Below are 14,893 nucleotides of genomic sequence, written 5' to 3'. Positions count from 1 at the left end.
AGCTGTAGTTAATTTAGCTCGGCCACAGCCACTCCCCTATAGCAAATGCGGTTTTTCCTGATACGTCTTCCATAGCAACTCCCCGAACAAGGTGTTCGCCCAGGCGAACCACTTTCGGGTAAACTCAAACGGATTATCTTTATGGAATGCCTCATGCATAAATCCGGTATCAGCGTGTGTCGACTTCAGCATCCCGATACACTTCTTGATTTCCTTTTCATCTTTACTGGTCAACGCCTGTATGATGATGGACATGTGCCAGATCGTATCCACCGCAATATGAGGCCCGCCTATACCTTCCGCGGCTGTTCCCTTAAAGAAGAAAGGATTGTCCAGCGAGAGGACAAAGCTACGGGTGTTTTTGTAAATTTGATCATCTGCCTCAACAGCGCCCAGGTATGGTAGCGACAACAAGCTCGGAACGTTGGCGTCATCCATCATCAAATGGTTTCCATAGCCGTCCACTTCAAAGGCGTAAATTTTCCCGTGGTTGGGGTGGTTTACCACCGCATGCTTCTGTAGGGCTGCCTTTACTTCTTCGCTAAGCTGTTTCAACTCGTTGGCTGTTGCTTTGTCTTTGGCAAGCTCCGTCATCATCTCGGCCGCCTGCTGCAAACTAACTACAGCAAAAAAGTTGGAAGGTACCAGGAAAGAAAACACAGTCGCATCGTCGCTCGGCCGGAAAGCCGAAGCGATCAATCCCACTGGTTTTACAGGATAGCCATAGCCTTGCAACGCTCTGGTATCGGTACCTGCAGCCGTTTCCCGCTGGAAAGTATAGTCGCCTTTCCCGTCTTTCAACTGCTGGTTCTTAAAAGTTTTCAGGATCAGCTTGATGGCATTTTGCCAGTCTGCGTTGAAGGGTGATGTATCGCCGGTGGTCTTCCAGTAGCCGTAGCCCAAACGGATCGGGTAACACAGGGAATCGATCTCCCACTTGCGTTCGTGCACGCCCGGTTGCATGTCGGTAATGTCTTTTACCCAGTGGCCTGTCTGGGTCGGGTCGTTGTAGAAGGCGTTCGCATAGGGATCCTTCAAAATATAGCTGGTCTGTCGGTTAATGACGCCCGCGATCAGTTTCTTGAGGTTCTTGTCTTTTTCAGTGAATGGCAGATATGGCCATACCTGTGCCGAACTGTCGCGCAACCACATCGCGTCGATGTCGCCGGTGATCACGTAGGTGTCCGGACGGCCGTTCTTTTCGGAATAGGTAACGGTGGTATCCAGTGTGTTAGGGAAGCAGTTGTTGAACAACCAGGCGAGCTCTTCATCCTTCACCTTTTTGCCGAATTCCTTGATAGCTTTCTCAATCACCTTGCTGCTGAAATTACGTTTCGCCTCTGGGGTCCTCACCTCCGGAAAACGCTTGAACAATGTATCGGTAAGTGATGGCGCTCCTACCGCGGACAATGGGTCCAGCATAACGAATCCCCCGGCAAGCGCTACATTCTGTATAAAATTTCTTCTTTTCATATGTTACCTTATTTCACTTTCTACTACCAGTATGACGGCTGCTCTCCCCATACCTCTATTCCTGATCATCTTCAGAGACTTAAATTTCCCCGGGAGTAAGTTCAGCGGGAGACAGAGTATGGCTTATCGCTTTCTTTTGTTCCTCTTGACTTATTAGGCTTACTGCCCATTTTAAACTGAAGCCGCCCTCCGTTCATGATATCCTGATGCCGGATAAAATTCTTGGAATAAGCTTTCCCGTTTAACCTGGCCGACCGGATGTACACGTTCTCCTTGCTGTTGCCTTCCGCCTCGATGACAAATTGTTTCCCGTTTTCTAGGTTGATGGTCGCTTTTCTGAAAACCGGGCTTCCCAGTACATACTCGTCCGTACCCGGCGTCACACTGTAAAAGCCTAAGGCACTCAGCACATACCAGGAAGAGGTCTGGCCCTGGTCTTCGTCTCCGGGATACCCATTCTCGGTGGAATTGTACAGGCGCTCCATCACTTCCCGTGCCCAATGCTGGGCCTTCCAGGGCTGACCGGCATAGTTATACAGGTAGATCATGTGCTGGATGGGTTGGTTGCCGTGCGCATATTGCCCCATTTTGGCTAGCTGCATCTCCGTCATTTCGTGTATCATGTAGCCGTAAGAGCCCGTGTTCACGGTGCTGGGTAAAGAGAACACCGAGTCTAGCTTGCTCACAAATTGCTTCTCACCCCCGAGCAGGTCGATCAGTCCCTGTACATCGTGGAACACCGACCAGAGGTAGTGCCAGGCATTGGCCTCGGTATAGGGGCCACCCCATTCGAAAGCATCAAAATTCGGGTTCCATTGGCCATCAGCCTGGCGCCCCCGCATAAAGCCAGTAGCCGGATCGAACACATTCCGGTAATTGTACATCTGCCGCTCAAAGATTCCTTTGTAAAAGTCGTTCCCGGTCACTTTTGCAAGCTGGTAACCGGCAAAATCATCATAGGCGTACTCCAATGTTTTGGCAGTTCCTTCTTCATAGGTTGGGTAAGGCACATAGCCTAAGGTATAGTATTCTTTCCAGCCCTCCCGTCCGTTCGAAGGACCCCAGGGACCTTTGTTGGTAGCCGTATGATGGTAGGCCTCCAGTGCTTTTTGCGGATCGAAGGTGCGTATACCTTTTACCCAGGCGTCGGCAAGTAAAGTAATAGCGTGATTCCCGATCATACCGCCGTTTTCATGGGGGAAGGACCAGCTCGGCAGCCAGCCGCTCTGCTCATGCACATCCAGCAAGGCTGCCACGTAGCGCCCGTGCTGGGTGGGATGCAAAATCGTATTGAGAGGAAACTGAGCCCGGAACGTATCCCAGAATCCGGTGTCCGTAAAGAGGTATCCGGCGTGAAGCTTGAGGTCATATGGGCTGAAATAATAAGGCTCTCCTTCCGCGTTTATTTCATAGAATTTGCGTGAGAACAGGTTAGCCCGGAACAAGGTGGAGTAAAAGGTCCGCAACTGCTCCTCTGTACCGCCTTCCACCACGATCTTCCCCAGTTGCTGGTTCCATACCTGGCGGGCTTCCTCTCTAGTGTCTTCCAGGCTGTCAAGTTTACCAAGCTCCTGCTCCAGGGTAAGCTTTGCCTGCTGCAGACTTACATAAGAAGAGGCGGTCCGGGCCTGTACCTGCTGCCCGGATGCAAATTCGATGTAAGCGCCAACTCCCCTCCCTTCTGCAGATTTTGCTCCAGGCCATTGCCCGCCTTTGCGGTTTTCCCAGGTTCCATAAGTTTTAAAAGGCTGGTCAAACTCAACCACAAAGTAATTGATCAGCTTCCCAACAAGACGGCCATTGGAAACTGTGCCGGTGATGCGCTTGTTTTCTGGATCGATTTTAACCGAACTTAGTCCGGTATAGCCATCTAGTACCAGGTATGAACTCTCTCCTTCGGGAAAGCTGAAGCGCAGATGGGCGCCTCTTTCGGTGGGGGAAATCTCGGTGGTGATCTGGTTGTCGAAGGTAACTTTGTAGTAGTGAGGTTTGCCTATTTCATTCGTGTGGCTGAATCGGGTGGCGCGCTCGTCTTCATGCAGTTTCAGTTGCCCTACTACCGGCATCAGTGAAAAAACAGCGTAGTCGCCGCTCCAGGAGCTGCATTGGTGTGCCTGCTGAAAGCCTCTGATCGAGTCTTTTGCATACTGGTATTTCCAGCCATTTCCATTTTTACCAGTCTGTGGGGTCCAGGTATGCATGCCGAAAGGCAAAGCGGTAGTGGGATAGGTATTGCCATAGGTTAGCTCAAAAGAGGAATTAGTCCCCTGAAGCGTATTAACATACTGCACCAGGTCCTGCTCCTGCCGGGCATGGGCCGAAAAGCTCATACCTAGCAGGAGAACTGCTAACGTGATATGGAAACCCCAATACTTCATTTCTGCATGGAAGGCGGAGCCGCTTCTTCAGCAGTTCCCCAGTCTTTATTAGGCTTAAGGCCCATGGTCAATTCTAGTTCACCGCCTTGGATGATATCCTCGTGAGAGAACCACGGCTTGTTCCACTCTTTCCCGTTCAGACGTGCCCATTGGATGTACTTATGCGCTGGGTCATAGTTTTTGGCAATAATCGTGAATTGCTTTCCGTTTCCAAGATCCAGAACGGCCTTCTCAAATACCGGGCTGCCGATATTATAAACCGGCATACCGGGCGTTACTGGATAGAACCCAAGCTGGGAGAAAACAACAAAGGCAGACATACCTCCTCCGTCTTCATCACCAGGAACCCCCATCAAGTCATTCCGGAACCAGGTATCTACCAAAAAGCGGATCATTTTCTGGGTTTTCCAGGGCTGGCCAGCATAGTTGTACAGGTATGGGATGTGGAGGGAAGGCTCATTGGCCATGGAGAACTGCCCCACGTTGCCTGTCTGGTCGGGTAATTGGGCATAGAAGTCAAACTTGCTCTTGCCAAGTGGCTCCTCGAACAGCTGGTCCAGGTTCTTCAGGAAGGCCTTACGTCCTCCCATCAGGGAAATCAGGTCGGCCACGTTGTGCTGCACGTCCCACTGGTAGGTCCAGGCATTGTTCTCCCCGTAATAATCCCGGGCACCCATACCACCGGAGAATTTGTAGTCGAATGGCTCAATAAAGTTTCCGGAAGAATCTTTCGGATGGAAAAACCCGGTTTTCGGATTAAACAGGTGCCGATAATTGTAAGATTTTTCCTGAAAGAATTTCGCATCATCATTATATCCGAGTTCATCGGCAATCGCGGACAGCGCCCATTGGTCGTAGGCGGTTCCCAGCGTTACGGCAATGGCCTGACGGCGCTCAAACGAATTCACCTCCGGGATGTACTCTTTTTCTCCTGGTCTTAGCGCCGGGATAAAGCCTATCTCCTTGTAAAAACGATCAAGCTCTCCTGCAGGGGCGGCTGACCAGGGGGCTAATGTTTTCTCTGTGATGGCATTCTTGGCAGCCTCATAGCCAGCTTTCAAATCGAAATTGCGAAGGCCTTTGCGCCAGGCATCCAGCAGGGTGGGCACGCCGTGGTTAGAGTTCATCCGCCTGCTGTCACCTGTGATCTCAGGGAAAGTTGGCAGCCAGAACTCGTCCATTTGCTGTGCCATCAGCACAAAGGAATTCAGGATGTCTTCTTCTTTGGCTGGATCAATCAATACGTTCAGTGGATGGTGCGCCCGGTAGGAATCCCAGATCCAGTCGTCGGTATAGAAGTTACGATCGGCTTTGTGCACTTTTCCGTCAAACGCACTGAAATAGCGGCCATCTTCTGTAATATTCACCGGCCGCTCGAACGTGCGGTACAGGGAGGTATAGAAGACAGTACGCTCATCTGGAGAGCCGCCGGCGATGTTTATCTTGCCCAGCGTTTCGTTCCATTGTTTACGCGCATGGGTTTGTAATTCAGCGATGCTCTTGCCAGCTACCTCGCGTAGCATATTTTGTTTTGCCTGAACGGCATCAATAAAGGAGATTCCATAGCGCAGCTTCAGCGACTGGAGTGCGGCAGGATATTCCATTACAAGGCTGGCTTCCCGGCCAGTTGCAGAAGCCCCGGCCGTAAGCTTTCCTTCCTGCAACACAGAGACTTCGGAAGGTTGCGTTTCGGGTTCTATGTAAACGTAGATGCGCGTGTTGTTTGCCAGCTCCTGGTAGCCCGAGAGGGCCTTTCCGTCCCAATCCAATTGGCCTTGCCTGGAACTGACTACCAGATAGGTATCTTCCTGACTTCCAAAGTTGATTTCATAAAGGGCGGCCTGAGATGAAAGTCCATAATGTACGTCCATCTCCTGCTCGTCGAGGTAGACATAATAAGAATAGGGCGTGATCTTTTCCCGATCGTAGCTATACCTGATAACAGACTGTAGCCCAGACGCAGGACCCTGGTAGGGGCTCAGACTAAAAGCAGAGCTCCCCCTGTGACTGGTGACTGCAACGGGAAGACCTTTAAGTCGTACGCCTGTGTAGTCGTCCCGCTCGGGGTAGACCCGGAGCATGCCGTTAGGCAGGTGCATGGTAGGGTACGTCGGCACCAGCAGGTGACTAATATTCCCCATATAGGGATTAACATGGTCTACGGGCTCTACAATAGCTTTCTGAACCGTCGAACAGCTACCCAGTATTAGTCCACATAACAGCCCCAAGACCTTGATTGTATACTTGCTCATATTGTCACTCCTAAATCGTTTTAGCAAAAAACTAAAAAAATTGCTCATTTGCAAACTTACTGTTGTCTATGTCCGCAGATTCTAGGGGAGGATGGACCACGCAAACAAGGAATTCCTACATTTTGAGCCCAAAGTTTCGCTTCAGATAAGATTTGCTAGAATTAGCGGCTGTTATTAAATGCTGCTGGCATGCTTCGACCTGGAAGAATCCCGCTCCCTCAACTCCGCCTTTAGCACCACCTGATGCACAGTTTTTTTCTCCCCTTTTAGCAACTCCAGCATAATTTCCATCAATTTGTTTCCGATTTCTTCAAGTGGCTGGGCTACCGCGGAAATAGAAGGTGTATGAATGTGGAAGAATTCGTTATCATCAAAAGTCATAATGCCCCATTCATTCAGCTTGCCAGGGAAATGCTCCCGCATCACCAGTAATCCCCGCTGGGTCAGATAGTTGGTAGCAAAGAAAACGGCATCCAGTTCTGGATTTGCATCAAAGAAATTCCGCATAAGCCCTTCTCCTACCAAGGGGTCCACAAACGGCAGTTCTAGCACCCGGCTTTGGAATTTGGCCTCTTTCACCGCCTTGCTATACCCCTTCAGGCGGTCCATCATCTGGGTTTGTTTTGAGGCAATCGTTACAAAGCCAATATTCCTGTAGCCATTCCCAATAAGATGCTTCGTAGCCTTATAGGTAGCGTTCTCATTGTCAATCACCACATAATTCGTTTCCAGTTCAGGGAAATAGCGGTCGAAGAGAATCATCGGAACGTCTTCCTCCAACAAGGCCATGATCTGTTTTTTGGCTCCTGCCGAAGGTATAATAATATAGCCGGTTACCTTCTGATCCCTGAAAACCTGAAGGAGCTCTTCGGTGTGCCGGTCATCGTTCTCGTTGCTGCAGAAAATAACCTTGTAGCCTTTCTTATAGGCAGTAACTTCAATGATGCGGGCTAACCGTGCAAAGAAGGGGTTGGAAATATCCTCCACCATAAAAACGATGACGTTCGACTTGCCGGTGCGCAGGCTCTGTGCAAGCTGGTTGGGAGTGTAATTGATCTCTTTTGCGTAATTAAGTATTTTCTGGATAACTTCCTCAGAAATACGCATCTCCGGCCCTTTGCCGTTCAGGACGAAGGATACGGTCGTTACGGAGACATTAAGGTTAGCCGCAATGTCTTTGATGGAGGGACGTTTGGGTTTCAATTTCAGGTATAGCAGTAGCGTTAGGATGATGCTTCCATCAGGAAGAAGAGATAGACTTAAAGGCTTTTGGTCCTGGAGGTTTTAGTTTTCTTTGGTTCCTTTTTACCCTGTTTCAGGGCATTTTCAACCGCTTTCAGCACCAGTGGCTCCATCACGGCATATCCCTTCAGATCCGGATGCACGCCGTCACCCGAGTATTTCTTCTTTAGTCCCTTTTCGTCATCCACCATCGCAGAGAAATAATCCAGGTAAACGAACCCTTGTTCGGCTGCATAACGCTTCATCCAGGTATTCACCTGCCCAATCATTCCAACGGCATCAGCGTCTTTGCTCCACGGATACTCTTTCACGGGCAATATAGAGCTCAACACTACTTTTATTCCATTTGCTTTCGCCAGCTGCGCCATGGCCGCCAGGTTGTCGGTGATCATCTTTACGGAGGAAGGTCCGGTGTTTCCAGCAATGTCATTGGTTCCAGCCAGAATCACCACTACCTCAGGCTTCAGGTCGATCACATCAGGAGTAAATCGTATTAGCATCTGAGGCGTCGTTTGTCCCCCGATCCCTCTTCCAACAAAACCATGCTTTTCAAAAAACTCCGGACGCTGTTGCCACCAACCCTCTGTGATCGAGTTGCCCATAAAGACAGCTTTTGGGTTTTTAGTAGAGACAATTATCTCCTGATTAGCAGCCTCATATTTTTTCAGGTTAGGCCAATCCTGTGCATCAGAAGTAGCAGTTGTAAAAAGGAGGGCAAAAAGGGATAGTAATTTCTTCATAATGTTAACTTAATCTTTATTCAAAGGTGTGGGATGTCATGATAAAGCCAGGCTCCAACATACTCTAATATGAAGCGAAAGACCCTTATCCTATCGTAAAACTATTATTTTTAATCTGATTAGCAAACTCCTCCCAAATGGGTGGCCTATGGGTCGTTACAAAGCTCAGTCAGAAAATGAAGACCTAATGCCATACTTCGGGTTGTGTACAAAATAAAAAAAAACAGCCCGGGTGAAGGTCCAGGCTGATTTTAGGTATAGTCACAAGGTATAGAGCCTACTGTTTGCCAGTGTGCGTTTTCACGATCTCTCGAAGCCACCGGAGCATCAGTAATATGGCAAAAGCTGCCAGTAACGACCCAATGCAGTTTACCACGAAGAACCAGGCCTTGTGGTCATACTTGTCCCACATACTGGCCAGTACCCCTGATAATTTGTTGCCGATGGAGGTAGCCAGGAACCAGCCACCCATCATCAGGGCAGTCAGGCGAGGCGGGCTCAGCTTTGACACTAGGGAAAGGCCCATCGGGCTCAGGAAAAGCTCCCCTATCGTAATCACGGCGTAGGAACCAACCAGCCACATCGCGGAACTTTTTTCCGCGCCATTCATACCGGCAAACACGGCACCTACCATAACCAGCGTGCTCATGGCCGTGATGATCAGGCCCCACATAATCTTGGCAGGCGTTGAGGGCTCCTTGCCCCGTTGTCGCAGGAAGCCGAAGAACCACACGACCAGTGGCGTGAGCAGAATAACGAACAAAGGGTTGATGGACTGGAAAAGCTCCGTCGAGGTAAGCTTCAGCGGCTGGCCTTCGGCCGGCCACTGATCCTTGGGCAGGTTATTGAAATACGGCGCCACTCCCTCTTTGGTCACTACTTTGCCATCGGCATCGGTACGCGATCGGAAGTTCTCATCATAATCCGGCACGGTTGCCAGGCTCTGATCCACTTCCTGCACCATACCAATCGTACCGGCTGGCCCGGTCAGACCATCTACCATTTCACAAACCGTGTAATATTCGGCCCAGGTAGTAAGCGCTGTACCGTTCTGCTTGAAGATGGCCTAGAATACGATCACTACAGCAAAAATGGAGAGCAGGGCGGCAATTGGCCGTTTATCTTCTGAAGAAGCGCGTGCCCAAAGCGAACCGTAGAACACCATAATTGGGATAGCACCAAATATGAAGGCGTCTGTCGAGTTGGAACCGAAAATATCCCCAGGTATAAGCACCCAGCCTAGCACGCCGGCAACGACTGCAGGCAATATCACCACACTAAAAATGCGGGTGAGCGACATATCGTTGGCCGCGGCTGGCTTGCGCACATCAGCATCTTTGTAATGCTTATTGCCCAGCCAGAAAATGATAACACCCAGGAACATACCTACGCCTGCAGCTGCAAAAGCGTAGCCCCAGCCATAGTTATTCCGAAGGTAAGAAGCCACTAAGGGCGCAATAAATGCTCCCAGGTTAATCCCCATGTAGAAGATGTTATAACCTGTGTCCTTCTGATCCTGGTATTCGGGTGTGGAGTACAACCCGCCTAAAAGGGTAGAGATATTTGGTTTAAAAAAACCGTTTCCGATGATGATCAGGCCAAGCGCAGCAACCATTGCCAGATCGCCCGGCAAGGCCAGCCCGATATAACCAATGGCCATTAGGATACCGCCAATGGAGATCGATAGCCTATACCCCAGTACCCGGTCAGCAAGCAGGCCGCCAAGAAAGGGAGTCAGGTATACAAAAGCAATGAACGTCCCGAAGATATCAGATGCGCTTTCCTTGGAAATTCCAAGGCCACCATTTTGTGCATCGATCATGTAAAGGAAGAAGATGGCCAGCATCAGGTAGAAGCCGAACCGCTCCCACATCTCAGAGAAGAACAGGTAATAGAGACCTTTAGGGTGCTTTGATTTGGTAGCAGTTTTAGTAGACATTCTTTTGTCTACAAAATGGATGGTCTGTTGCAAAAGCAAATTCAAGGCAATGTGCTATTTATATAAGCCTGGATTATACCTTCTGCGGCCAATAATTAGAGAAAGCTGCAAAAGCCAGATCCTATGGGATGGGAATGATTTTGAGTAGCTGAACATGCTACTTTGGAAAGGAAAGAAATTGTAAAACTCAGGAGTCCTGTAAAACAAAAAAGCCTGCAAACTTATCGTTTGCAGGCTTTGCAGAGAGTGAGGGATTCGAACCCCCGGACCTGTTACAGTCAACGGTTTTCAAGACCGCCGCGTTCGACCACTCCGCCAACTCTCTAGTAATTGAATCGAGCACAAAAGTATAGTGCCGCGCTGAATTTTCAAAGCTATACGCAAATATTTTTCGCCGGTTAGAGCATTTCAGGTATAAGCAGTTGATTTAGAAGCGTAAAATTTTTCAAAGCATCGCTGCTAAACCTCGCAACGGTCGCTTATACCTGCCGACTAGATTCTCAGACCGCTGCCGAAGCAGCTTTTGCTTCGCTTTGTGCCGTCTTGCGGGTGAGGCGCTTTGTTACTGTGTCGATGCTCACGTTGATCTCGAAGCCCAGGATCAGGATCATCGACACAAAGTCAAGCCAGATCATGAGACCAATGAGGGCACCAATGGAACCATAGAACTTATTGTAGGTATCAAAGGCACTGATGTAGAGCGAAAAGATCATTGACACCAGAAAAATCAGGATGGTCGCCACTACTGCACCGGCCGAAATGAAAGGCCACTTGTCTTGGATGGCGGGCACATAATAGTAGATCAGCGACGTAGCCAGCAGAAATAGCAGGATAATGGCCACATATTTCAGGATCACGATCAAGGTATAGGTATAGCTCTCGGTCACGACCTCGTAAAAGACAAGTACGTCTAATATCCACTGCCCAAAGAAGATTGCCGCTACAGCCAGGAACAGTATAGAAGAAAGCGCAATGGTCAGCACCGTGGCAATCACACGCTTTTTAAAGTAGGGCCGCTTGTAGAAGGTATGGTACTTCTTGTCGAAGGCATCCATCAGCGACATGATACCATTAGTGGACAGAATCAGGGCGAAGAGAAAACCGAAGGACAGCAGCCCCCCGCGTGGCTTGTTCACAATGTCGTCGATGGTGCCGTAGGCTACGGTATACATCTCTTCGGGCAGGAAATCAGCCAGGAAGTTGAGAATGCTCTCACCCAGGTCCAGCGACAGGATGCTGGGCATGTAAGGTATGAGTGTGAACAGGAAGATGATGGTCGGGAAGATGGCCAGCGTAAAGTTGAAGGCCATGTACGAGGCGCGCTTGGTAACGGAGTCCAGCCTGAGTTCGCCCAACAGCACGTCGGCCACCTCGTATACCGAAGACTGGCCGTTGTTGAAACGCCACCTCTTCAGGAACACGATAAATTTGCGATACGCTCTGCGGCGCTTCAGATATTGCTGGTTCAGCCTCATTCGCTATAGTATCCGTCCAACTTCTGGTGTATGAGCGCAGGTATAGCCGTTGGGCGACCTGATTTCATGTCCACAAACACCATGGTGGTTTCGCCCACGTTCAGCAGCGTCTGCTCCTCGTTATACACCTCATACTCAAACTTTATACGCGAGCCATGAGGCTTGTGCTTAACAAAGAGCTTGATCGTCAGCAGATCGTCGTACTTGGCCGGACGGATATACTTGCACTTGAGCTCTAGTACCGGCATCATGGTACCGGTCGCTTCCATCTCTTTGTAGTGTATACCTAGTCTCCTGAATACCTCCGTGCGGGCCACCTCGTAGTAGGCCCCGTAGTTGCCATAATAGACATAGCCCATCTGGTCGGTTTCGGCGTAGCGCACGCGTATCTGTACTTCTGATTCGAACATTTGTTTAAATGGTTGGATGGTTAAATTGCTAAATCGTTGACCTCCTGCAGGCATATATTATACCTGCGAATCAACAATTTAACAAGGCAGCAATTAAACAATTTACTTCAAAATATTCCGCTCTGTCAGTGCGCGCTGGTAGCGGCGTGCGTTGGCGATATGCTCGGCGTGCGTAACGGCGAAGCTATGGTAACCCGAGAAATCTTCTTTGGCGCAGAAGTAGATATACTTATGTTGTTCCGGATTGAGCACGGCGTCGATGCTGGAGATATCCGGTACGTTGATCGGGCCCGGAGGCAAACCGGCATACCTATAAGTGTTGTAAGGTGAGTCGTGCTGCAGGTGCACGTTGAGAACGCGGCGGATGCTAAAGTCACGCACAGCATATACCACCGTCGGGTCGGCCTCCAGTTTCATACCGCGCTGCAGACGGTTTAGGTATACGCCGGCCACACGCGGCTTCTCGTCGTTCTTGATCGTCTCGGCCTGCACAATGGAAGCCAGCGTTGATACTTCCTTCGGAGACAAGCCCAGCGCTTCGGCTTTGGCTTTGCGCTCGGCGGTCCAGAAGCGCTCGTACTCGGTCTTCATGCGCTGCATAAGTTCCGGCGCCTTAATGGTCCAGTATACCTCGTAGGTGTTAGGTATAAACATGCTCACCACTGTTGTCGTATCGAAACCGAGCGTTTGCAGATACTCCTGGTCGTTGAGCAGGCTGTCAATTTCTTCAGTCGATGGCTCTACGGCAGCGGCCAGTTTCTCGGCCAGCTGGCTGCGCAGCCGGATGTTGTTGAACGTGATTTTGAGCGGTGCCTGCTCACCTAAGCGCAGCACGCCGATCAGCTGGCGGTTACTCCAGTCATTCTCGATCTTATACCTGCCTGGCTTTACCAGTTTGTCATAGTCCATAAGTTTGGCCATGAAGCGCAGCGACAGGCGGTCGATGATGGTACCGGTGGCCTCCACTGAGTCGAGGGCCTGCTCGTAGCTGGCGCCGGTCGGGATGTAGACATAAGTGTCCTGCTCTTTGGTGTCTACGTTGGCCGTATACACGATCTGGTAGGCGTAGTAGGAAAAGCTCACAAACAGGAACAGAAACAGCACAATAATGCCGGGTAGCCACATGCTTTTCTCTTTCTTGACGCGTTTGCGTGGGGTGACTTCGTTAGCCATAATGTTGATAAATAAGCCCGGAAAAGGATGTCAGGTTCCGGACCTGTATAGTTTAGGCTACAAAAATAACACTATTCTTTCTTATCTGACTAATTTTGAACCGGCATCTGTTCGAATGGCTTCATCCACTAATCTGAAAGGCTATACCTGCAACGCAGCGGGCTTTTAATCAGTATGTCCTACCTAGTGCTCAACTTTACACGATAAAACTATGGCCAACGCTGTTTTCCTCCACATACATCCGGATAATCCACAGCCCAAAAGAATACAGGAAGCGGTCGAGATACTGCGCAACGGCGGAGTGATCATTTACCCGACGGATACCATCTATGGCCTCGGCTGCGACATCCACAATACAAGAGCCGTGGAGCGCGTCTGCCAGATCAAAGGCGTGAAGCCGGATAAGGTGAACCTCTCCTTTATTTGCTCCGACCTCACGCACATTTCCGACTATGCCAAGATCGACACGCCAACTTATAAGGTGATGAAAAAGGCACTGCCCGGCCCCTTCACTTTCGTGCTGGATGCCAGCAGCCGTGTGCCCCGCTATGCCGGAAGCAAAAAGAAAACGGTAGGTATACGCGTGCCCGACAACAAAATTGCCTTGGCGCTGGTGCAGGAACTCGGCAACCCGATTCTTTCCACCTCCATCCGTGACGAGGACGAGGTGTTGGAGTATAGTACCGATCCGGAACTTATCTATGAAAAATACCGCAACTTAGTAGATGCCGTGATTGACGGTGGTCCAGGCCAGAATGTCGCCTCAACTGTAGTAGACGTGGCCAACAATTTTGAAGTGCTTAGAGAAGGTGCGGGAGATATTGAGGAATATCTTTAGGAGTTCTGAGTCTCGAGTCCAGAGTTGGAATTTACTAATTCAGAACTCGTGACTCAGGACTCTGTACTTGTGGCCTTCGGCCGCTTATGTTTCCACCGCTTGTGCGTCCAGAGGTAGTTGGCGGGGTTGCGACGGATGGAGGTCTCGAGTTTGCGGGCAAAGGCTTCGGTGATCGGGAATGTGCCTTCTTCGGGCTTGATGGTGCCGTCAGACAGCACCTCGAACGTAAGGCGATAATGGCCACGCTTGATGCGCTCCACATCCAGAAACAGCACCGGACAGCCAAATGCATGCGCCAGCTTCTCAGCGCCGACAAAAAAAGGTGTATCCTGATGGAGGAAAGTGGTCCAAAACTGTATTTCGCCATAAGGAGGCGTTTGATCTGAGAGCATGGCCACCACACGCGGCGTCTTCCTGTTTCGCACAAAGTCGCGCATGGTGTCCTTCATCTTGATCAGGCGAGCACCCAACCGGCCACGCAGGTATAGCATGAACTCTTCAAAGAATTCATTCTTGAGTGGCTTGTATATACCTTCTGACGGGAAACCGAACTGAACCGAGCCGGCCGATAAAACCCATTCCCAGTTGCCGGAGTGAGAGCCCATCGTGATAACTGTTCCGCCTTGCTGGACATAATCGTTGAGCACTTCCTGATTGGAGAACACAATACGGCGGCGCATTTCGGCTGCGTCCATCGAGGCCAGCTTCAGTATCTCCACGATGAGGTCCGGGAACTGCCGGTAAAAGGCCCTAGCTATACCTTGAATCTCCTGTTCTGACTTTTCGGGAAAGGAATTGCGCAGGTTTTGCAACACAACTTTTTTGCGGTAGCCGATCACATAATACACCAGCACAAACAAAAAGTCAGCGAGCAGGTATAGGACAGGCAGCGGCAACAAAGACAGGCCTTTGAGCAGCCACCACAGCGGGTAATAAAGTATGGGTATGTTCGGAGATTTTTTCACAGGTATAG

The 14,893-nt window shown here is 50.1% G+C and carries 12 protein-coding genes and 1 tRNA gene; 1 reads left to right on the top strand and 12 read right to left on the bottom strand.

Features of this window, described 5'->3' with window-relative positions:
- Positions 1-36: 36 nt before the first annotated feature.
- The 11 genes from L1278_RS07860 to mltG form a co-directional block, all read right to left on the bottom strand.
- Complete coding sequence (locus tag L1278_RS07860; RefSeq protein ID WP_253402607.1) at positions 37-1,473, bottom strand: glycoside hydrolase family 125 protein; 1,437 nt, start codon at positions 1,471-1,473, stop codon at positions 37-39.
- A gap of 101 nt (positions 1,474-1,574) precedes the next feature.
- On the bottom strand, positions 1,575-3,851 hold the full coding sequence (locus tag L1278_RS07855) for a GH92 family glycosyl hydrolase (protein ID WP_253402605.1): 2,277 nt from the start codon (positions 3,849-3,851) through the stop codon (positions 1,575-1,577).
- Positions 3,848-6,103 (bottom strand): GH92 family glycosyl hydrolase, encoded by a 2,256-nt coding sequence (locus tag L1278_RS07850; RefSeq protein WP_253402603.1) that lies wholly within the window; start codon positions 6,101-6,103, stop codon positions 3,848-3,850. The genes L1278_RS07855 and L1278_RS07850 overlap by 4 nt, the downstream gene beginning before the upstream one ends.
- A gap of 174 nt (positions 6,104-6,277) precedes the next feature.
- Positions 6,278-7,306 (bottom strand): LacI family DNA-binding transcriptional regulator, encoded by a 1,029-nt coding sequence (locus L1278_RS07845; protein WP_253402601.1) that lies wholly within the window; start codon positions 7,304-7,306, stop codon positions 6,278-6,280.
- Between the two features lie 56 nt (positions 7,307-7,362).
- Positions 7,363-8,085 (bottom strand): SGNH/GDSL hydrolase family protein, encoded by a 723-nt coding sequence (locus tag L1278_RS07840; protein WP_253402599.1) that lies wholly within the window; start codon positions 8,083-8,085, stop codon positions 7,363-7,365.
- A gap of 277 nt (positions 8,086-8,362) precedes the next feature.
- Positions 8,363-9,088 carry a hypothetical protein gene (locus L1278_RS07835; protein WP_253402598.1) on the bottom strand — a complete coding sequence of 242 codons (726 nt, stop codon included), beginning with the start codon at positions 9,086-9,088 and terminating at the stop codon, positions 8,363-8,365.
- A gap of 63 nt (positions 9,089-9,151) precedes the next feature.
- Complete coding sequence (locus L1278_RS07830; RefSeq protein ID WP_253402596.1) at positions 9,152-10,024, bottom strand: peptide MFS transporter; 873 nt, start codon at positions 10,022-10,024, stop codon at positions 9,152-9,154.
- Positions 10,025-10,264: 240 nt separating this feature from the next.
- Positions 10,265-10,349, bottom strand: a tRNA-Ser gene (locus L1278_RS07825).
- 175 nt (positions 10,350-10,524) lie between these two features.
- Positions 10,525-11,499 (bottom strand): YihY/virulence factor BrkB family protein, encoded by a 975-nt coding sequence (locus L1278_RS07820; RefSeq protein WP_253402594.1) that lies wholly within the window; start codon positions 11,497-11,499, stop codon positions 10,525-10,527.
- Positions 11,496-11,909 carry a thioesterase family protein gene (locus L1278_RS07815; RefSeq protein WP_253402592.1) on the bottom strand — a complete coding sequence of 138 codons (414 nt, stop codon included), beginning with the start codon at positions 11,907-11,909 and terminating at the stop codon, positions 11,496-11,498. Before L1278_RS07815 ends, L1278_RS07820 begins: the two co-directional genes overlap by 4 nt.
- Before the next feature lie 102 nt (positions 11,910-12,011).
- A complete protein-coding gene (gene mltG, locus L1278_RS07810) occupies positions 12,012-13,082 on the bottom strand; it encodes an endolytic transglycosylase MltG (protein WP_253402590.1) in 1,071 nt (356 codons plus the stop codon).
- 211 nt (positions 13,083-13,293) lie between these two features.
- On the opposite strand from mltG, the gene L1278_RS07805 reads away from it, so the two are divergent.
- Positions 13,294-13,920: an L-threonylcarbamoyladenylate synthase gene (locus tag L1278_RS07805; protein ID WP_253402588.1), complete on the top strand. Its 627-nt coding sequence runs from the start codon at positions 13,294-13,296 to the stop codon at positions 13,918-13,920.
- 53 nt (positions 13,921-13,973) lie between these two features.
- Here the strand turns inward: L1278_RS07805 and L1278_RS07800 are convergent, their stop codons facing one another.
- Positions 13,974-14,885, bottom strand: a complete 912-nt coding sequence (locus L1278_RS07800; protein ID WP_253402586.1) for a lysophospholipid acyltransferase family protein — start codon at positions 14,883-14,885, stop codon at positions 13,974-13,976.
- Between the last annotated feature and the right edge of the window lie 8 nt (positions 14,886-14,893).

Source organism: Pontibacter sp. HSC-36F09, from assembly GCF_024171605.1.
Classification (GTDB): domain Bacteria; phylum Bacteroidota; class Bacteroidia; order Cytophagales; family Hymenobacteraceae; genus Pontibacter.
This window is presented reverse-complemented; position numbering and strand designations above follow the sequence as displayed.